The following is an 18,270-nucleotide window of genomic DNA, read 5'->3' as shown; positions in this document are numbered from 1 at the left end:
TCCACCTCGGGTGGGCCGGCTTTTTGCCGTGCCGGAGAACACGGCCGACCGGTAGCCCTGGCCGCACGCGGCCGACGCACCCCCGTACCCCTCCGCCCCGCCGCGGGAGGGCCCACCCCGCCCGAACGCTCAGCCGTGGTCCCGCCCGAGCGCCCAGCCGTGGTCCACCGGCCCGATTCCGGCGCCGAGCCCGAATCCGGCCGCGATGGCCCCGGTGACGTACTCCTTGGCCGCCGCGACCGCCTCGGGTACCGACCGCCCCTTGGCCAGACCGCAGGCGACGGCCGACGCGAGGGTGCAGCCCGTGCCGTGCGTGTGCCGGTTGTCGAGGCGCGGGGCGCGCAGCCAGTGCTCCTCAAAGCCGTCGGTGAGCAGGTCGACGGCGTCGCCGGCCAGGTGGCCGCCCTTGATCAGCACCCAGCGCGGCCCGTACTCCAGCACGGCCGTCGCGGCCCGGCGCAGATCGGTGTCCGACTCGACCCGTACGCCGGTGAGTTGGGCGACCTCGTCGAGGTTGGGCGTGGCGACGGTCGCCACCGGCAGCAGCCTGGTTCGTACGGAGTCCAGCGCGGAGGCCGCCAGCAGCGCGTCCCCGTGCTTGGAGACTCCGACCGGGTCGACGACCGCCGGAGCGTCCGTGCCGCCGATCAACTCGGCGACCGCCTCGACCAGTTCCGCCGAGGACAGCATCCCGGTCTTGACCGCCTGGACGCCGATGTCGTCCACGACGCTGCGGTACTGGGCCCGTACGGCGTCCACGGGCAGTTCCCAGGCGCCCTGCACGCCCAGCGAGTTCTGCGCGGTCACCGCGGTGAGCACGCTCATGCCGTGGGCGCCGAGGGCGAGCATCGTCTTCAGGTCGGCCTGGATGCCGGCGCCACCGCCGGAGTCGGAGCCGGCCACGGTGAGAACCAGGGGCGGTGTCATGACTCCACGTCCTCTCCGAAGTGGTCCCAGCCGCCCTTGCTGGTCCAGGGCGCCCCGTCGACGGTCACCTGGGGCAGCGCCGAGGGGTTGAGGACCTCGCCGATGACCTTCCAGCGGGCGGGCAGCTTCACGTCCGGCGGGAAGGTGGCCACGATCGCGTGGTCCTCTCCCCCGGTGAGCACCCACTGCATGGGGTCGACGCCGACGGCCTGGCCGATGTCGTTCATCTGGGACGGGATGTCGATCTGGCCGGAGCGGATGTCGATCCTGACCTTGCTGGCCTCCGCGATGTGGCCCAGGTCGGCGATCAGTCCGTCGCTCACGTCGCACATCGCGGTGGCGCCGAGACCCGCGGCGGCCGGCCCCGCGTGGTACGGCGGTTCCGGGCGGCGGTGGGCCTCGACGAAGGCACGCGGCGAGCGGAAACCCCGGGACAGCACGGCGAACCCGGCCGCGGACCAGCCGAGCCAGCCGGTCACCGCGACGAGGTCGCCGGGCTGGGCGCCGCCTCGGGTGACGGGCTCCTGGTTGCGCAGGTCGCCGAGCGCGGTGATGGAGACGGTGATGGTGTCGCCGCGCACCACGTCGCCGCCGACCACGGAGGCGCCCGCGACCTGGCACTCGTCGCGCAGCCCGTCCATCAGCTCGGTCGGCCAGGTCACCGGCAGTTCGGCGGGTACGACCAGGCCGAGCAGCAGTGCGGTCGGTACGGCGCCCATGGCGGCGATGTCGGCCAGGTTCTGCGCCGCCGCCTTGCGGCCCACGTCGTACGCGGTGGACCAGTCCCGGCGGAAGTGCCGTCCCTCCACGAGGATGTCGGTGCTGGCCACCACCCGGCGGTCGGGCGCGGCGACCACGGCGGCGTCGTCGCCGGGGCCGACCCGGACCGCCGGGGTGGTGGTGAGACGGGAGGTGAGCTCCCTGATGAGCCCGAACTCCCCCAGCTCACCAACAGTGCCCTTCATCGCCTTGGCTCCCCTTCCGTCCCTGTCCGTGCCCGGTCGCGCGTCATCTCTGTACTCGTTACGGTCGAAATGACCGTCACCGCGGTCGGCGTGATCGTCAACTCGTGTCATTCCGGTACCCCGGCACGCGGGGCCCGCGTCCCGCGGGTCTCCCCGCGAAGAGCGGTGACGCGATACCGTGGCGTTCCTTTTCCCCACATGATCCTCGTGGCCGCTCTGGAGGTTCCGTGGTACAGGCGTACATCCTGATCCAGACGGAGGTCGGCAAGGCGTCGACCGTCGCCGAGACGATCAGCAAGATCCCTGGAGTGATCCAGGCCGAGGACGTGACAGGACCCTACGACGTCATCGTCCGTGCCCAGTCCGACACCGTCGACGACCTGGGTCGCATGGTGGTCGCCAAGGTCCAGCAAGTGGACGGCATCACCCGTACTCTGACCTGCCCGGTCGTTCATCTCTGACCCCCTTCCGCCCGCTCGCTCTCGCTCTGCTGATCGCCGTCGCAGGCTGCTCCTCGGCAGACGACAGCGGGTCGGCGGTGGTTCCCCGCCCGGAGACAAGGTCACCAAGCTGTTCCGGAACCCGGACAAGGCGCTGCCACCGACGGGCGGCGGGCCGGGGAAACCCGCTGATCATACTGCGGAAGGCGATCCCCGAGGGGACCGCCTTCCGGGCGTGCGCGAAGCAGGACGTCAGCGCAGTCCCGTGGACCGCCGCAGCGCCGCCTGGACCAGCCGGTCCACCAGCTCCGGGTAGCTCACGCCGCTCGCCTGCCACATCTGCGGGTACATGGAGATCGGCGTGAAGCCGGGCATCGTGTTGATCTCGTTGATCACGAACTCGTCGTCCTCGGTGAGGAAGAAGTCCGCGCGCACCAGGCCCTCGCAGGAGGCCGCGTCGAACGCCTGGACGGCGAGCCGCTGGACCTCGGCGGTCTCCTCGGGCGTGAGCGGGGCGGGCACGACTCCGGGCGTCGAGTCGATGTACTTGGCCTCGAAGTCGTAGTACGCGTGCTCCGAGGGCGGCGGGATCTCGGCGGGGACGGAGGCGCGGGGGCCGTCCTCGAACTCCAGCACCCCGCACTCGATCTCCCGGCCGCGCAGCGCCGCCTCCACGAGGATCTTCGGGTCGTGGCGCCGGGCCTCCTCGATCGCCTCGTCGAGTCCGGAGAGGTCGTCGACCTTGGTGATGCCGATCGAGGAACCCGCGCGCGCGGGCTTCACGAACAGCGGCCAGCCGTGCTCGCCGGCGAAGTCCACGATCCTCTCGCGGGCGCCGGAACGGTCCTGCTCCCACTCGCGGGGCCGGACCACCACGTACGGGCCGACCTTCAGCCCGTAGGAGGTGAACACCGCCTTCATGTACTCCTTGTCCTGCCCGACGGCCGAGGCGAGCACGCCCGCGCCGACGTAGGGCACACCGGACAGCTCCAGCAGGCCCTGGAGGGTGCCGTCCTCGCCGTACGGGCCGTGCAGCACCGGGAAGACGACGTCGACCTCGCCCAGCGCCTTGGGTACCGAGCCGGGTTCGCTGTAGACGACCTCGCGGCTGGCGGGGTCGACGGGCAGCAACACGCCGCCCTCGGTCGACTCGGCCAGTTCCTCGACGTCGGGCGTACGGCGTTCGGTGATCGCCATGCGCTCCGGTTCGTCGGCGGTGAGGGCCCAGCGGCCGTCCCTGGTGATGCCGATCGGCAGGACGTCGTACCGCGTCCGGTCGATGGCCGCGAGGACGGCGCCGGCGGTGACCACGGAGATCCCGTGTTCGGAGCTTCGCCCGCCGAACACGACGGCCACACGCGGTTTGCGAGGCGGCTGCTCGGGGCTCTGGGGGAGGTTCTCGGTGCTCATATCGCGTTGAGAGTACCCGCCCGCAGGGCCGCGAGACAGCGTCGGCGGGGCCGCGTGGCGCGGTTGGACGCCCAAGTTCCGTTCCGGCGTCGCCCGGCGTCGCTCAGCGTCGTTCCGGCTTCGCGCTGCGCGACATCAGCTCCTTGAGGGCGACCACCGGAGGCTTGCCCTCGTGCACGATGCCGACGACCGTCTCGGTGAGCGGCATGTCGACGCCGTGTCTGCGGGCCAGATCGAGCACCGACTCGCAGGACTTGACACCCTCGGCGGTCTGCTTGGTGACCGCGATGGTCTCCTGGAGGGTCATGCCCTTGCCCAGGTTGGTGCCGAAGGTGTGGTTGCGGGACAGCGGTGAGGAGCAGGTCGCCACCAGGTCGCCGAGACCGGCCAGTCCGGAGAAGGTCAGCGGGTCGGCGCCGAGGGCGACACCGAGGCGGGTGGTCTCGGCGAGGCCGCGGGTGATGAGGGAGCCCTTGGCGTTGTCGCCGAGGCCCATGCCGTCCGCGATGCCGACGGCCAGCCCGATCACGTTCTTGACGGCACCGCCGAGTTCGCAGCCGATGACGTCGGTGTTGGTGTACGGGCGGAAGTACGGCGTGTGGCAGGCGGTCTGGAGGCGCTGGGCGACGGACTCCTCCGGGCAGGCGACCACGGCGGCGGCCGGCATGCGGGCGGCGATCTCCCGGGCCAGGTTGGGCCCGGTGACCACGGCGATGCGCTCGGCGCCGACCTTGGCGACGTCGTCGATCACCTCGCTCATCCGCATCGCGGAGCCGAGTTCGACGCCCTTCATCAGGGACACCAGGATCGTGCCGGGCGCCAGCAGGGGTGCCCAGTCGGCGAGGTTGGCGCGCAGCGTCTGGGAGGGCACCGCGAGGACGGTGAAGTCGGCGTTCCGCGCGGCCTCGGCGGCGTCGGTGGTGGCCCGCAGGCCCGCGGGGAGTTCCACGCCGGGCAGGTAGTCCGGGTTGGTCCGAGTGGAGTTGACGGCGTCGGCGAGTTCGGCGCGGCGCCCCCACAGGGTGACGTCGCACCCCGCGTCGGCGAGGACCATGCCGAAGGCCGTGCCCCACGATCCGGTGCCGAAGACGGCCGCCTTGACCGGGTTGCTCACGTGCTCTGCCCTTCTGCCTGCTGCGACCGCCGGGACTGTGCCTGCCCGTTCGGCGGCTGCTGAAGCCGTGTCTGCTGGAGCTGTGTCTGCTGGTGCTGTGCCTGGGTCCGGCGCCGCTGCTCGATCCGCTCCCGGCGCGGGTCGTAGGGGGTTTCGGGCGCCTTCTCGCCGCGGATCTCCTCCAGCTGGCGGGTGACGGCGGCCATGATGACCTCGGTGGCCTCCTTCAGGAGCTCCGTGGTCATCTCCTTGTCGTAGAACCGCGACAGGTCGACCGGCGGGCCCGCCAGCACGCGGTGGGTCTTGCGCGGGAGAAGGCTGGGCTTCTTGGCGTACGGCGGCAGCAGTTCGTTGCAGCCCCACTGGGCGACCGGGACCACCGGGCACTTGGTCTGCAGGGCGACGCGCGCGGCACCGGTCTTGGCGGTCATCGGCCAGCCGTCCGGGTCGCGGGTGAGGGTGCCCTCGGGGTAGAAGGCGACGCACTCGCCGCGCTCCACGGCGTCGATCGCGGCGCGGAAGGCGCTCAGCGCGTCCGTGCTCTCGCGGTAGACGGGGATCTGTCCGGTGCCCCGCATCGCGGCACCGACGAATCCTTTTTTGAAAAGGCCGCTCTTCGCCAGGAATCGCGGGACACGCCCGGTGTTGTACTGGTAGTGCGCGTACGCGAAGGGGTCGACGTGCGAATTGTGGTTCACGGCGGTGATGAATCCACCGTCGGCCGGAATGTTCTCCATTCCCCGCCAGTCCCGCTTGATCAGAACCACCAGCGGCGGTTTGCAGATCACCGCGGCGAAGCGGTACCAGAAGCCGATTCTGCGGCGGGGCACGCTGACACCTTTCCTCCAGGGCCTGGGGCCGGACAAGTGTCGCCCCGGGCCGCCCGTCTGTCGAGAACACCGTACGCCCCGGAGAGTGAACCGCCAGGTCCCCCAGGTGACAATGACAGCGACGAGAGAAGGACTGAACGCCCGTGCAGTGGACCTTGGTCGTACCCGTGAAGCCCCTCGCCCGGGCCAAGAGCAGGCTGTCGGACACCGCGGACGAAGGGGTACGGCCGGACCTCGCGCTGGCGTTCGCCCAGGACACCGTCGGAGCCGCGCTGGCCTGCCCGGCGGTGGCGGATGTGGCAGTAGTCACGGACGACGCGCGGGCCGGACGGGAGCTGGCGGCGCTGGGCGCGAGGGTCGTCGCGGACGAGCCCGGCGGCGGCCTGAACGCGGCCCTGGCGCACGGTGCGGCCGCGGTACGGGCGGCACGACCCGAAAGTCCGGTGGCCGCGCTCAACGCCGATCTGCCCGCACTGCGGCCGGCGGAATTGGCGCGCGTCCTGGCGGCGGCAGCACAATTCCCGCGCGCTTTTCTGCCGGACGCGGCCGGAATCGGAACGACCCTGCTGGCCGCGGCACCGGGCCGTGAATTGGCCCCCGTATTCGGTACGGATTCCCGGGCCCGGCACCGCGCGTCCGGCGCGGTGGAACTGCGGCTCGGCGCGGTGGATTCCGTACGGCAGGACGTCGACACCGGTGGCGATCTGCGCATCGCGCTGGCGCTCGGGGTGGGGCCCCGTACGGCCGCGGTGGCGGCGCGGTTGCTGATCGCCGGGCAGTAGGCTGCCGGCATGCAGGCGACCGCATACACGTACGACCCCGAGAACCGCAGCGGGCAGGTGCTGCTCGACGACGGCACGCCCGTGCCCTTCGACGCGGCGGCGTTCGACGCGGGGGGCCTGAGACTGCTGCGGCCCGGACAACGGGTGCGGATCGAGACCGAGGGCGCGGGCGCGGAGCGCCGGATCACGCTGGTGACGCTCCAGACGTTCTGATCGTCCTGACCGTTCTCGTCGTTCCGACCCGCCGGGCCCGCGGGACCCACGGGGCCCCGAACACGCCGCGGGCCGGACTCCGAGAGGGAGTCCGGCCCGGCGCGTGAGTGCCCCTGTGCCCGGTCGCCGGCTGCTACCGGCTGCTACCTGCTACTTCTTGCGGGCGGTGGCCTTCTTGGCGGTGGTCTTGCGGGCGGTCGACTTCTTGGCCGGAGCCTTCTTCGCCGTCGCCTTCTTCGCGGGGGCCTTCTTGGCCGTGGACTTCTTCGCCGCCGCCGTGGTGCTCTTGGCGGTGGACTTCTTGGCGGGGGCCTTCTTCGCCGTCGCCGTCTTCGCCGCGCCGGCGGTCTTCTTCGCGGTCGCCTTCTTCGCCGTGGCGGTCGTCTTCTTGGCCGCGCCCGTGGCCTTCTTCGCGGCGCCCGTGGCCTTCTTGGCGGCGGCCTTCTTGCCCGCGGTCTTGGAAATGGTGGGCGGCGGGCCGGACAGGCTGCCCTTGGGGGCCTTCTTGACCGCGATGTCGTTCTTCGGGAGCTTCTTCGAGCCGCTCACCAGGTCCTTGAAGCCCTGGCCCGCGCGGAAGCGCGGCACGGAGGTCTTCTTGACCCGAACCCGCTCGCCCGTCTGAGGGTTGCGGGCGTAGCGGGCCGGACGGTCGACCTTCTCGAAGGAACCGAAGCCGGTCACCGAGACCCGGTCGCCCGAGACCACCGCACGGACGAGGGCGTCCAGGACCGCGTCGACAGCGTCGGCGGCCTGCTGCCGGCCGCCCAGCTTGTCGGCAATAGCTTCTACGAGCTGCGCCTTGTTCACGTCTTCCCCTTCGGAGACATCGCCAGAACGAATGTGTTCAAGCTTTTTCGCACGTTAGGCAGATATATACCGCAAATCAAACACGAAACGGGCTAATCACCCTTGTGCCGCAACGGACTCGGGCGATCCCGGCCTGTTCAGCCTTCCTCTTCGGGGAATCGGCCCTCGTCGAGGTCGGCGGTGAACCGATCCAGGCGCCTTGCCGCACCCGCGAGATCGTGTTTGGCCGCGGCCGTAATGACCAGCAGCTTCCGGGTCAGCGCCATCCGTACGCCCTCCGGGACTTGCAGTGCGCGCACTCTTGTGTGCGCTTCCTTGAGCCGGACCGCGACCGCCGTATAGAGCTCGAGTTGGCCGTCGTGTTCCATGCACAGATTGTGCCATCTGGGGCGAGTTGTCGCCTGCGCAGGGGGCAACTGCCGCCTCGAACGGCCCCCCGGGCACACACGGAAGCCGCGCCTCCAGGATCTGCGTACCCCAGCAACCACGCCTCTAACGTGGGAAGTTGAGCGACACATCCGTAACAGACACACGCGACCGGCAGCAGAAACGGCTGTACCCCCGATCGGGCCGATCGGGGGTACAGCCGGGGTGTTGGGTGGCCGAAACTCGACCTTGCGGGGTGCCTCCGAAGAGGCCCCGGGTCAGGCCTGGAGGGTCTGCGGCTTGAACGACGGGCGCTTCGCCTCGTACGTGGCGATGTCCGCCTCGTTCTGGAGGGTGATCGAGATGTCGTCCAGCCCGTTCAGCAGCCGCCAGCGGGAGTTCTCGTCCAGCTCGAAGGAGGCGGTGATGCCCTCCGCGCGGACCTCACGGGCCTGGAGGTCGACCGTGACCTCGGCCTGCGGGTCGTTCTCCGTCAGCTCCCACAGGGCATCCACGACCTTCTGGTCGAGGACCACCGTGAGCAGGCCGTTCTTCAGCGAGTTACCGCGGAAGATGTCGGCGAAGCGGGAGGAGATCACGGTCTTGAAGCCGTAGTTCTGCAGCGCCCAGACGGCGTGCTCACGGGAGGAGCCGGTGCCGAAGTCGGGGCCGGCGACCAGGACCGTGGCGCCCTCGCGCTCGGGCCGGTTGAGCACGAACTCCCGGTCCTTGCGCCAGGCCTCGAACAGCCCGTCCTCGAACCCGTCCCGCGTCACCTTCTTGAGCCAGTGGGCGGGGATGATCTGGTCGGTGTCGACGTTGCTGCGCCGCAGCGGGACGGCCCGGCCGGTGTGCGTGGTGAATGCTTCCATGACTCTCAGACTCCAGCGGGCGTGGGAACGTCGGCGGCGGTCAGGTCGGCCGGGGAGGCCAGATGGCCCAGGACCGCCGTCGCGGCCGCGACCTGCGGCGACACCAGATGGGTGCGGCCGCCCTTGCCCTGCCGCCCCTCGAAGTTGCGGTTGGAGGTGGACGCGGAGCGCTCCCCCGGGGCCAGCTGGTCCGGGTTCATGCCCAGGCACATCGAGCAGCCCGCGTGCCGCCATTCGGCGCCGGCCTCCTTGAAGACCACGTCCAGGCCCTCGGAGACAGCCTGAAGGCCCACCCGCGCGGAGCCGGGTACGACCAGCATCCGTACGCCGTCGGCGACTTTGCGGTCCCGCACGATCTCGGCGGCGGCGCGCAGGTCCTCGATGCGACCGTTGGTGCACGAACCTACGAAGACGGTGTCCACCTTGATGGAGCGCAGCGGCTGCCCGGCCTCCAACCCCATGTACTCCAGGGCCTTTTCGGCGGCGAAGCGCTCCGAAGCGTCTTCGTACGAAGCCGGGTCGGGGACGGCGGCGGACAGCGGCGCCCCCTGGCCCGGGTTGGTGCCCCAGGTGACGAACGGCGCCAGCTCGGCGGCCTCGATGACGACCTCGGCGTCGAACTCGACGTCGTCGTCCGTGCGCAGCGTCCTCCAGTACTCGACGGCCGCGTCCCAGTCGGCGCCCTCGGGGGCGTGCGGGCGGCCCTGGAGGTAGGCGAAGGTGGTCTCGTCGGGGGCGATCATGCCCGCGCGGGCGCCGGCCTCGATCGACATGTTGCAGATGGTCATCCGGGCCTCCATCGAGAGCTTCTCGATGGCCTCGCCCCGGTACTCCAGGACGTAGCCCTGGCCACCGCCGGTGCCGATCCTGGCGATGATCGCGAGGATCAGGTCCTTGGCCGTGACGTCGTCGGGCAGTTCGCCGTTGACGGTGATCGCCATGGTCTTGGGACGGACCATGGGCAGCGTCTGGGTGGCCAGCACGTGCTCGACCTGGGAGGTGCCGATGCCGAACGCCAGCGCGCCGAAGGCGCCGTGCGTGGAGGTGTGCGAGTCGCCGCAGACCACGGTGGTGCCGGGCTGGGTCAGGCCGAGCTGCGGTCCGACGACGTGCACGACGCCCTGCTCGACGTCGCCCAGCGGGTGCAGCCGGACGCCGAAGTCCGCGCAGTTCTTGCGCAGGGTCTCCAGCTGGACCCGGGAGACCGGGTCGGCGATGGGCTTGTCGATGTCGAGCGTCGGGGTGTTGTGGTCCTCGGTGGCGATGGTCAGGTCGAGCCGGCGCACCGGACGGCCGCTCTTGCGGAGGCCGTCGAAGGCCTGCGGGCTGGTCACCTCGTGCAGCAGGTGCAGATCGATGAAGAGGAGATCGGGCTCGCCCTCGGCGCGCCGGACGACGTGGTCGTCCCAGACCTTCTCCGCGAGTGTCCTACCCATCGCTTTCCCTCCGGCCGACGACAAAGCGCCGGCCCAACTAGAGATCTTGGGGAAGCGGTGCCCTCACCCCTGTGTTTCCGGGCAACCGCCACCAGGCCCACTCATCACGGGCCGTTGTGACTTCCTGCCATCAAGAGTGGCGGGTTCCATGGAAAATTGAACTTGCGTTTCACAGAGTGAGACGGGAGTATCGTTTCATGGACAACAGTAGCGGCGTCGGCGTTCTGGACAAGGCGGCCCTCGTCCTGAGCGCTCTGGAGTCCGGCCCGGCCACCCTCGCGGGGTTGGTCGGTGCGACCGGACTGGCACGACCCACGGCCCACCGCCTGGCCGTGGCGCTGGAGCACCACCGTATGGTGGCGCGCGACATGCAGGGCCGGTTCATTCTCGGCCCGCGCCTGGCCGAACTGGCCGCGGCGGCCGGCGAGGACCGCCTGCTCGCCACGGCGGGCCCGGTCCTCACCCACCTGCGCGACGTCACGGGCGAGAGCGCTCAGCTCTACCGCCGCCAAGGCGACATGCGCATCTGCGTGGCCGCGGCCGAGCGCCTTTCGGGCCTGCGGGACACGGTCCCGGTCGGCTCCACGCTCACCATGAAGGCCGGCTCCTCGGCGCAGATCCTCATGGCCTGGGAGGAGCCCGAGCGCCTGCACCGCGGGCTGCAGGGCGCCCGCTTCACGGCGACGGCCCTGTCCGGCGTGCGGCGCCGCGGCTGGGCCCAGTCCATCGGCGAGCGGGAGCCGGGCGTGGCGTCCGTCTCCGCGCCCGTGCGCGGCCCCTCCAACCGCGTGGTGGCCGCCGTGTCCGTGTCCGGCCCCATCGAGCGCCTGACGCGCCACCCGGGCCGCATGCACGCCCAGGCCATCATCGACGCCGCCGGCCGCCTCTCCGAGGCCCTGCGCCGCACGGGCTGACCGCACCCACTTCGGCACGTGACCGGGAAGGGGCCCGCCTCAACGCCGCGGCGGCCCCTCCCCCGGGCCCGCGCCTGCCCTTCCTCGCGCCTTCTCCGGCGCCGCCCGCACCGCCGACCGGTGGACCGGATGCTGGAGACGCCGGGCCGCGCTGAAGGGGGCGGACCATCCCTGGGACGCCGAACTGATGGCACCGTACGCGGAGTTGACGCACGAGGTGGCCCGGCGGGAGCCGGAGTCGGCGCGACGGCACGGCATCGGGTGAACGCCGAAGGGGGCTCCCGCCTGAGCGGGAGCCCCCTTGGGACTCGTACCCCCGACCGGATTCGAACCGGCGCTACCGCCTTGAGAGGGCGGCGTGCTAGGCCGCTACACAACGGGGGCGAGGAGCTGCGTTTCCGCAGATCCGAGCTGGTCTACCAGGACTCGAACCTAGACTAACTGAACCAGAATCAGTCGTGCTGCCAATTACACCATAGACCAATGTGGTTTAGACCAGTTTGTACCCCCGACCGGATTCGAACCGGCGCTACCGCCTTGAGAGGGCGGCGTGCTAGGCCGCTACACAACGGGGGCCCTAGCGATCCTGCATCGAGGTCAGCGGGAGCTACCCTGACTGTCCTCGCGGGAAGGATCTGTACCCCCGACCGGATTCGAACCGGCGCTACCGCCTTGAGAGGGCGGCGTGCTAGGCCGCTACACAACGGGGGCTTTGCGGATGTGATCCGCGGCGCAGATAAGCTCTGCGAGCTGGCCTACCAGGACTCGAACCTAGACTAACTGAACCAGAATCAGTCGTGCTGCCAATTACACCATAGGCCACTGGAACGCAAGCCCCGAGGGGGATCTTGTTCTAGCGTTGCGCTTCCGGTTCCCGGCCCTTTCGGCCCGCTCCTCGGCGGCGCAGGAAGAACATTACCCGAAGGTGGACGGGGCTCCAAAACGGGTATCGGCGCCGAGGAGCGCGGGGAGTTCGGAGAGCGAGGCGATACGGCGCGGCCCGACCGGCGGGTCGACGGTCGCGTAGACGCCGCCGCGGTCGATCCACACCGACAGCAAACCGGCGTCGGCGGCGCCGCGGCCGTCGATCTCCGGGTGGTCTCCGACGTAGGCGACCTCCCGCGGGGCGAGGCCAAGGGTGTCGCAGGCCGCCAGGAAGGCGCCGGGATCGGGTTTGGAGACGCCCAGCTCGGCGGCGCACAGGATGGCCTCGAAGCGGTCGTGCACGCCGAGCACGCGCAGCTTGCGGTCCTGGACGGTCAGGCTGGAGTTGGAGAGCACAGCGTGCCGATGGCTGGCGGCGAGGGCGTCGAGGACGGGCAGCACGTCCGGGAAGAGGGACCAGGCGGCCTCGTAGTGGGTGACGTAGCGCCGGAACCAGTCGTCGGCCTCGGCGTCCGTCAGCTCCGGCCGGCCCAGGAAGACCCGGGTGCGGTCGCGGCGCTGTGTGACGAAGTCGACTTCGCCGGCCGCGAAGCGGGCCCACTGCTGCTCGGTGATCTCCCGCCAGCGCACGAGGGCCTCCTCGGCCGACCCGTACCCGACGAGGAGCCCTTCGGCCACCAGATGGGCGCGCATGCCCTCGCGGTCGGCGGTGGTGTAGTCGAAGAGGGTGTCGTCGACGTCCCAGACCACGGCGCGGATGCTCATGATCCGACGGTAGCGCCGTCGGGCCCGCGGCGTCCGCCCGTACGGCGCAGGGGCGGCGCCCGGAAGCCCGGACGCCGCCCCTGCACATGCACGCGTGCGTTACGCGGCCGTCCTCGCCAGCGCCGCGTCGATCCGGGCCAGCGCCTTCTCCTTGCCCAGGACCTCCAGGGACTCGAAGAGGGGCAGGCCGACCGTCCGGCCCGTGACGGCGACACGGACGGGGGCCTGCGCCTTGCCGAGCTTGAGGCCGTGCGCCTCGCCGGCGGCCAGGACGGCCTCCTTGAGGGACTCGGGGGACGTCCAGTCGGCCGCGTCCAGCTTCTCGCGGGCGGTGCGGAGCAGGGCGTCCGAGCCCTCCTTCATCGCCTTGTTCCAGGACGCCTCGTCGAAGACCGGCTCCGGCAGGAACAGGAAGTCGACGTTGTCCGTGATCTCGGAGAGGACCTTCAGGCGGGTCTGCGCGTGCGGCGCGATCGCCTGCCACTTGGCCTCGTCGAAGTCCTCCGGCGACCAGGGGGCGACGGGGGCCTTCAGCCACGGGCGACAGCGCTCGGTGAAGTCCTTCACCTCCAGCATGCGGATGTGATCGGCGTTGATCGCCTCGCACTTCTTCAGGTCGAATCGGGCCGGGTTGGGCTGGACGTCGGCGACGTCGAAGGCCGCGACCATCTCCTCGATCGAGAAGATGTCCTGGTCCGCGGAGAGCGACCAGCCGAGCAGGGAGAGGTAGTTGAGCAGGCCCTCGGGGAGGAAGCCGCGCTCCCGGTAGAGGTTCAGGCTCGACTGCGGGTCGCGCTTGGAGAGCTTCTTGTTGCCCTCGCCCATGACGTAGGGCAGGTGGCCGAAGGCGGGGGTCTCCTTGGCGATGCCCAGCTCGGCCAGCGCCTTGTACAGGGCGATCTGGCGCGGGGTGGAGGAGAGCAGGTCCTCGCCGCGCAGGACGTGGGTGATCTCCATCAGGGCGTCGTCGACCGGGTTGACGAGCGTGTAGAGCGGGGCGCCGTTGGCGCGGACGATGCCGTAGTCCGGGACGTTCTCCGGGAGGTACGTGATCTCGCCGCGGACCAGGTCCGTGAAGGTGATCGCCTCGTCGGGCATCCGGAAGCGGACGATGGGCTCGCGGCCCTGCGCCACGTACTCCTCGACAGCCGCTTCGCTCAGGTCGCGGCAGTCGCCGTCGTAGCCGGAGGGCTTGCCGGCGGCGCGGGCGGCCTCGCGGCGGGTGTCCAGCTCCTCTTGGGAGCAGTAGCAGCGGTAGGCGTGGCCGGCGTCGAGGAGCTTGGCGGCGACGTCCTGGTAGATGTCCATGCGCTGCGACTGGCGGTACGGGGCGTGCGGGCCGCCGACCTCGGGGCCCTCGTCCCAGTCGAAGCCCAGCCAGCGCATCGAGTCCAGAAGCTGCTGGTACGACTCCTCGGAGTCGCGGGCCGCGTCGGTGTCCTCGATGCGGAAGACCAGCGTGCCCTGGTGGTGCCGGGCGAACGCCCAGTTGAACAGGGCGGTGCGGACCAGGCCCACGTGGGGGTTGCCGGTGGGGGACGGACAGAAACGGACGCGTACGGGGGAGCCGGGTGCGCTAGCCACGCTTGACAACCTTGTTGGTGAGAGTGCCGATGCCTTCGATGCTGACGGCGACCTCGTCGCCGACGTTGAGGGGGCCGACGCCGGCCGGGGTGCCCGTGAGAATCACGTCGCCGGGGAGCAGCGTCATCGCCTCGGAGATGTTGACGATCAGATCCTCGATGGAGTGGATCATCTCGCTGGTGCGGCCGAGCTGGCGCTGGGCGCCGTTGACCGTGAGCTGGATGGTGAGATCGCCCGGGTCCAGGTCGGTCTCCACCCAGGGCCCCAGCGGGCAGGAGGAGTCGAAGCCCTTGGCCCTGGCCCACTGCTTCTCGCGGCGCTGCACGTCGCGGGCGGTGACGTCGTTGGCGCAGGTGTAGCCGAAGATCACGTCCTTGACGCGTTCGCGCGGGACCTCGCGGCACATGCGGCCGATGACGACGGCGAGCTCGGCCTCGTGGTGCAGTTCCTCGGAGAAGGAGGGGTACTGGATGGCGTCGCCGGGGCCGATGACCGAGGTGGACGGCTTGAAGAAGGCGAACGGGGCGTCGGGCACCTCGTTGCCGAGTTCACGGGCGTGCTCGGCGTAGTTGCGGCCGAAGGCGACGACCTTGTTGGGGAGAACGGGCGGCAGGAGCCGCACCTTGCTCAGGGGCACCTTGGTGCCGGAGAGCTCGAAGTCCGCGAACGGGATGCCCTTGATGATGTCGAGGACGAGCTGGTCCGGCTGGTCGCCCTCGACCGCGCCGAAGGCGACGTTCCCGTCGATGGAGAACCTGGCGATGCGCACGGGTTGCTTGGCCCCTTGCTGAGCTGGCTGGAGTCTGACGCTCCAGGCTAACGCGGCAAGGCGGGGGCGCCTCGCGCATTACGTCCCGTGGCCCCGGGGGCGGCGGTTCGGCGCGCGGGCGCCCGTGTGCCCGTACGGCCGCCCTGAACGTTCGGCGGCCGGGTGACGTACTACTCTGCGGCGGAGGCCGCGACCGGCATCTCCATGAGCGTCGTGCGCCGGGGGTTGGCGGTCTGGGCGGGGAGCTCGACGGCGTGCTCCGGCTGCTCCGGCGTCCGCAGGTCGTCTGCACCGTCGAGGTGCGCCAGCGTCGTGCGTCGCGGGTTGGCGATCTTGTGGAACATCATCGTCGTCTTCACGGTTGTACGAGACCCTGTCGTATCCGGGCGCCTGGGGGCCGCAAGAGCCCTTGCGAGGGCGCGGGTTGTCGGTTTTGCCTTCTCTGTAAAGCGTCAGGCTAAACATGCGATTCCCCGTCAACCCGAGCGAGACCCTTGATCCAGGTGTGAGTTTGCTCACTTATCAAGGGTCAAATCGGTCAATTCAGGCTCCCGCACCACTGCGACGAAAGCGACATTGCCCACCTGAACCCATCATTCCGCTCCTGATCATGTCGACTGGGACACCTACCGGACGTCGACGACTCGCGGACATACGTCCGTTTTGCGGGTGATCATTTTCTACGTCCGGTGACTCGCCCCTCACGTGCTGTCACCTATGTCACGGGCTGCCCCATGGGCCTTGTTGGAGATCCTGCACTGTGCTGGAATTCCACGGACCGCTGCGGGATCGATCCGGCGCACAGGGGGCGCACACCAGCGCCGAACGGCGGCGAGATGGGGGAACCAGCGCCGGTCACTCACGACCACCACGGGGGCGTATTCAGGGCGCCCCTATGACGCCGACACCGTGCCCGTCCGTTCACGCGGAAGGGCGCCTGGTCCAGAGGTTGCGACGCTAGTGCAGGGACGTTTCAAGAGGGATGGCAGCGCTTCGGCGGAGCCGGAGCCGCAGCACGGCGGGACTGGCCCCAAGGCCGTCAGCTCCTCGCCCCAGCACGCCCAGAACCCGGGCCAGGCCCAGTCCGGCGACAACGGCGACCGCCCCGGTCAGGCCGGGACGTCGTCCGCCGCCGGCCAGAAGCCGCCCGCGAAGCCGGCCAAGGGCTCGACCGGCCCCGGCCCGCGAATAGCCCTGCGCAACTGGCGGATCTCCACCCGTCTGGTGTCGCTGCTCGCGCTTCCGGTGGTCGCGGCCACCTCGCTCGGCGCGCTGCGCATCAACCAGTCGATGGACGACATCCAGCAGCTCGACAACATGAAGCTGCTGACCGAGATGACCAAGCAGGCCACCGAGCTGGCCGCCGCGCTCCAGGAGGAGCGCGACCAGTCCGCCGGTCCCCTGGCGCACGGCTCGACGTCCAGCGCGATCGCGGTCAAGGGCGACCGGGAGAAGACCGACCGGGCCCTGAAGAACTTCCTCGACCAGTCCGAGGAGATCGACGCCGCCAGCAAGGACGGCAACCTCGTCGGTGTCCGCGACAGCCTCGTCGGCCTCGCCAGCGACCTGAACGATCTGAACAAGATCCGCAGCACCGCCTATCAGGCCAAGGAGAACTCGACCCAGACCGTCGAGGCCTACCACCGCCTGATCACCCACCTGCTCGACCTCTCGCAGGACATGGCGGAGGCGACCAGCAACCCCGACATGATCCAGCGCACGCGCGCCCTGTCGGCCTTCTCCTCGGCCAAGGAGTACGCGTCGATCCAGCGCGCGGTCCTCGCGGCCGCGCTGCCCGCGAACACCACCAGCAAGGGCAAGCTCTCCGAGAACGACCGGCTCTACGCCCAGTCGGCGCTGCAGAGCCAGACCTCCGAGGTCCGCAGCTTCACCAGCATCTACGGCGACGGCGCCGAGGAACTCCTCAAGCCGATCTCCGAGGGCAACCCGGTGATCGAGTCGTCCGACCAGTACGCCGGCCGCGCGCTCGGCCAGGTCAACGGCCTGGCCGACCTCAAGACCCGGTCCTACCAGGACTGGCTGGACGACAGCTCCACCAAGATCCAGCAGATGAAGAACATCGAGCTCAAGCTGCTGGAGGACATGGAGCAGCAGGCCCGCGAGCTGCGCAGCGAGTCGGAGCGCGAAGCGATCATCTCCGGTGTGCTGATCCTGCTCGTGCTCGGCGTCTCCCTGGTCGGCGCCTTCGTCGTGGCCCGCTCCATGATCCGGTCGCTGCGCCGTCTGGAGGACACCGCGACCAAGGTCGCCCAGGACCGCCTGCCCGAGCTGGTCAAGCAGCTCTCCGAGACCGACCCGCAGGACGTCGACACCTCGGTGGAGTCGGTCGGTGTGCACTCCCGGGACGAGATCGGCCGAGTGGCCGCGGCCTTCGACGACGTGCACCGCGAGGCGGTCCGCCTCGCCGCCGAGCAGGCCCTGCTGCGGGGCAACGTCAACGCGATGTTCACCAACCTCTCGCGCCGCTCCCAGGGCCTGATCCAGCGCCAGCTGTCGCTGATCTCGGAACTGGAGTCCCGCGAGGCCGACCCGGACCAGCTGTCCTCGCTGTTCAAGCTCGACCACCTCGCGACCCGCATGCGCCGTAACGGTGAGAACCTCCTCGTCCTCGCCGGTGAGGAGCCGGGCCGCCGCTGGACCCGCCCGGTCCCGCTGGTCGACGTGCTCCGCGCCGCCGCCTCCGAGGTGGAGCAGTACGAGCGCATCGAGCTGTCCTCCGTGCCGACCACCGAGGTCGCCGGACGGGTGGTCAACGACCTCGTGCACCTGCTCGCCGAGCTGCTGGAGAACGCGACCTCGTTCTCCTCCCCGCAGACCAAGGTCAAGGTCACCGGTCACGCGCTGCCCGACGGCCGCGTGCTGATCGAGATCCACGACACCGGTATCGGCCTCTCGCCGGAGGACCTGGCCGCGATCAACGAGCGGCTCGCCTCGCCGCCGACCGTGGACGTCTCCGTCTCCCGCCGCATGGGTCTGTTCGTGGTCGGCCGCCTGTCGCAGCGCCACGGCATCCGCATCCAGCTGCGCCCGTCCGACTCCGGTGGTACGACCGCGCTGGTCATGCTGCCCGTCGACGTCGCCCAGGGCGGCCGCAAGCCGCAGCCCAAGCCGGGGCAGCCCGCCTCGGGCAACGGCGGTCCGGCCGCCGCTCAGGCCGCGGCCGGTGT

At 70.4% G+C, this 18,270-nt stretch carries 18 protein-coding genes, 5 tRNA genes and 1 pseudogene; 6 read left to right on the top strand and 18 right to left on the bottom strand.

Features of this window, described 5'->3' with window-relative positions; all coding sequences use genetic code 11:
* Positions 1 to 129 precede the first annotated feature (129 nt).
* Both thiD and EBH09_RS26360 read right to left on the bottom strand, forming a co-directional pair.
* The gene (gene thiD, locus EBH09_RS26365; protein WP_121749369.1) at positions 130 to 927 is read right to left on the bottom strand and encodes a bifunctional hydroxymethylpyrimidine kinase/phosphomethylpyrimidine kinase; all 798 of its coding nucleotides are present in this window, start codon (positions 925 to 927) and stop codon (positions 130 to 132) included.
* Positions 924 to 1,892, bottom strand: a complete 969-nt coding sequence (locus tag EBH09_RS26360; protein ID WP_121749368.1) for a thiamine-phosphate kinase — start codon at positions 1,890 to 1,892, stop codon at positions 924 to 926. The genes thiD and EBH09_RS26360 overlap by 4 nt, the downstream gene beginning before the upstream one ends.
* Before the next feature lie 227 nt (positions 1,893 to 2,119).
* On the opposite strand from EBH09_RS26360, the gene EBH09_RS26355 reads away from it, so the two are divergent.
* On the top strand, positions 2,120 to 2,353 hold the full coding sequence (locus EBH09_RS26355) for an Lrp/AsnC ligand binding domain-containing protein (protein WP_053137604.1): 234 nt from the start codon (positions 2,120 to 2,122) through the stop codon (positions 2,351 to 2,353).
* Positions 2,350 to 2,492: pseudogene (locus tag EBH09_RS39975) on the top strand (DUF3515 domain-containing protein); the annotation flags it as partial. The gene EBH09_RS26355 and the pseudogene EBH09_RS39975, both read left to right, overlap by 4 nt.
* A gap of 92 nt (positions 2,493 to 2,584) precedes the next feature.
* Here EBH09_RS39975 and EBH09_RS26345 read toward each other — a convergent pair.
* From EBH09_RS26345 to EBH09_RS26335, 3 genes are all read right to left on the bottom strand, one after another.
* Positions 2,585 to 3,742: a D-alanine--D-alanine ligase family protein gene (locus tag EBH09_RS26345; protein ID WP_121749367.1), complete on the bottom strand. Its 1,158-nt coding sequence runs from the start codon at positions 3,740 to 3,742 to the stop codon at positions 2,585 to 2,587.
* Between the two features lie 103 nt (positions 3,743 to 3,845).
* The gene (locus tag EBH09_RS26340; protein ID WP_121749366.1) at positions 3,846 to 4,856 is read right to left on the bottom strand and encodes an NAD(P)H-dependent glycerol-3-phosphate dehydrogenase; all 1,011 of its coding nucleotides are present in this window, start codon (positions 4,854 to 4,856) and stop codon (positions 3,846 to 3,848) included.
* Complete coding sequence (locus EBH09_RS26335) at positions 4,853 to 5,686, bottom strand: lysophospholipid acyltransferase family protein (protein ID WP_121749365.1); 834 nt, start codon at positions 5,684 to 5,686, stop codon at positions 4,853 to 4,855. The genes EBH09_RS26340 and EBH09_RS26335 overlap by 4 nt, the downstream gene beginning before the upstream one ends.
* A gap of 143 nt (positions 5,687 to 5,829) precedes the next feature.
* Here EBH09_RS26335 and cofC point away from each other — a divergent pair, with 143 nt between their 5' ends.
* On the top strand, positions 5,830 to 6,468 hold the full coding sequence (gene cofC / locus EBH09_RS26330) for a 2-phospho-L-lactate guanylyltransferase (protein WP_121749364.1): 639 nt from the start codon (positions 5,830 to 5,832) through the stop codon (positions 6,466 to 6,468).
* A 9-nt stretch (positions 6,469 to 6,477) separates the two neighbouring features.
* Positions 6,478 to 6,681 carry a hypothetical protein gene (locus tag EBH09_RS26325; protein ID WP_121749363.1) on the top strand — a complete coding sequence of 68 codons (204 nt, stop codon included), beginning with the start codon at positions 6,478 to 6,480 and terminating at the stop codon, positions 6,679 to 6,681.
* 150 nt (positions 6,682 to 6,831) lie between these two features.
* Here EBH09_RS26325 and EBH09_RS26320 read toward each other — a convergent pair whose 3' ends face one another.
* From EBH09_RS26320 to leuC, 4 genes are all read right to left on the bottom strand, one after another.
* Positions 6,832 to 7,491, bottom strand: a complete 660-nt coding sequence (locus EBH09_RS26320) for an HU family DNA-binding protein (protein WP_121749362.1) — start codon at positions 7,489 to 7,491, stop codon at positions 6,832 to 6,834.
* Between the two features lie 137 nt (positions 7,492 to 7,628).
* Positions 7,629 to 7,859, bottom strand: a complete 231-nt coding sequence (locus EBH09_RS26315) for a hypothetical protein (RefSeq protein WP_121749361.1) — start codon at positions 7,857 to 7,859, stop codon at positions 7,629 to 7,631.
* 276 nt (positions 7,860 to 8,135) lie between these two features.
* The gene (gene leuD / locus EBH09_RS26310; RefSeq protein ID WP_121749360.1) at positions 8,136 to 8,729 is read right to left on the bottom strand and encodes a 3-isopropylmalate dehydratase small subunit; all 594 of its coding nucleotides are present in this window, start codon (positions 8,727 to 8,729) and stop codon (positions 8,136 to 8,138) included.
* A gap of 5 nt (positions 8,730 to 8,734) precedes the next feature.
* Positions 8,735 to 10,165, bottom strand: coding sequence for a 3-isopropylmalate dehydratase large subunit (leuC, locus tag EBH09_RS26305; protein WP_121749359.1), 1,431 nt, complete (start codon positions 10,163 to 10,165; stop codon positions 8,735 to 8,737).
* A 197-nt stretch (positions 10,166 to 10,362) separates the two neighbouring features.
* Here leuC and ndgR point away from each other — a divergent pair, with 197 nt between their 5' ends.
* On the top strand, positions 10,363 to 11,079 hold the full coding sequence (gene ndgR, locus EBH09_RS26300; RefSeq protein ID WP_121749358.1) for an IclR family transcriptional regulator NdgR: 717 nt from the start codon (positions 10,363 to 10,365) through the stop codon (positions 11,077 to 11,079).
* Positions 11,080 to 11,390: 311 nt separating this feature from the next.
* Here ndgR and EBH09_RS26290 read toward each other — a convergent pair.
* The 9 genes from EBH09_RS26290 to EBH09_RS26250 form a co-directional block, all read right to left on the bottom strand.
* Positions 11,391 to 11,463 (bottom strand) — tRNA-Glu (locus EBH09_RS26290).
* Positions 11,464 to 11,490: 27 nt separating this feature from the next.
* Positions 11,491 to 11,562 (bottom strand) — tRNA-Gln (locus EBH09_RS26285).
* Positions 11,563 to 11,582: 20 nt separating this feature from the next.
* Positions 11,583 to 11,655: transfer RNA gene (locus tag EBH09_RS26280), tRNA-Glu, on the bottom strand.
* A gap of 62 nt (positions 11,656 to 11,717) precedes the next feature.
* Positions 11,718 to 11,790: transfer RNA gene (locus EBH09_RS26275), tRNA-Glu, on the bottom strand.
* A gap of 39 nt (positions 11,791 to 11,829) precedes the next feature.
* Positions 11,830 to 11,901: transfer RNA gene (locus EBH09_RS26270), tRNA-Gln, on the bottom strand.
* A gap of 93 nt (positions 11,902 to 11,994) precedes the next feature.
* On the bottom strand, positions 11,995 to 12,729 hold the full coding sequence (locus EBH09_RS26265; RefSeq protein WP_121749357.1) for an HAD family hydrolase: 735 nt from the start codon (positions 12,727 to 12,729) through the stop codon (positions 11,995 to 11,997).
* Positions 12,730 to 12,828: 99 nt separating this feature from the next.
* Positions 12,829 to 14,313 carry a glutamate--tRNA ligase gene (gltX, locus tag EBH09_RS26260; RefSeq protein WP_121749356.1) on the bottom strand — a complete coding sequence of 495 codons (1,485 nt, stop codon included), beginning with the start codon at positions 14,311 to 14,313 and terminating at the stop codon, positions 12,829 to 12,831.
* On the bottom strand, positions 14,306 to 15,082 hold the full coding sequence (locus tag EBH09_RS26255) for a fumarylacetoacetate hydrolase family protein (RefSeq protein ID WP_121749355.1): 777 nt from the start codon (positions 15,080 to 15,082) through the stop codon (positions 14,306 to 14,308). Before EBH09_RS26255 ends, gltX begins: the two co-directional genes overlap by 8 nt.
* A 170-nt stretch (positions 15,083 to 15,252) precedes the next feature.
* Positions 15,253 to 15,441, bottom strand: coding sequence for a hypothetical protein (locus EBH09_RS26250; RefSeq protein WP_193776563.1), 189 nt, complete (start codon positions 15,439 to 15,441; stop codon positions 15,253 to 15,255).
* 601 nt (positions 15,442 to 16,042) lie between these two features.
* Between EBH09_RS26250 and EBH09_RS26245 the strand changes: the two genes are divergently transcribed.
* The coding region (locus EBH09_RS26245) for a nitrate- and nitrite sensing domain-containing protein (protein ID WP_153182717.1) at positions 16,043 to 18,270 on the top strand (2,228 nt) is incomplete at its 3' end.

Origin of the sequence: Streptomyces sp. E2N166 (assembly GCF_003671715.1) — a bacterium.
Lineage (GTDB): Bacteria > Actinomycetota > Actinomycetes > Streptomycetales > Streptomycetaceae > Streptomyces > Streptomyces thinghirensis.
The sequence above is the reverse complement of the archived record's forward strand: the minus strand, read 5'-3'. Positions and strand labels throughout refer to the sequence as shown.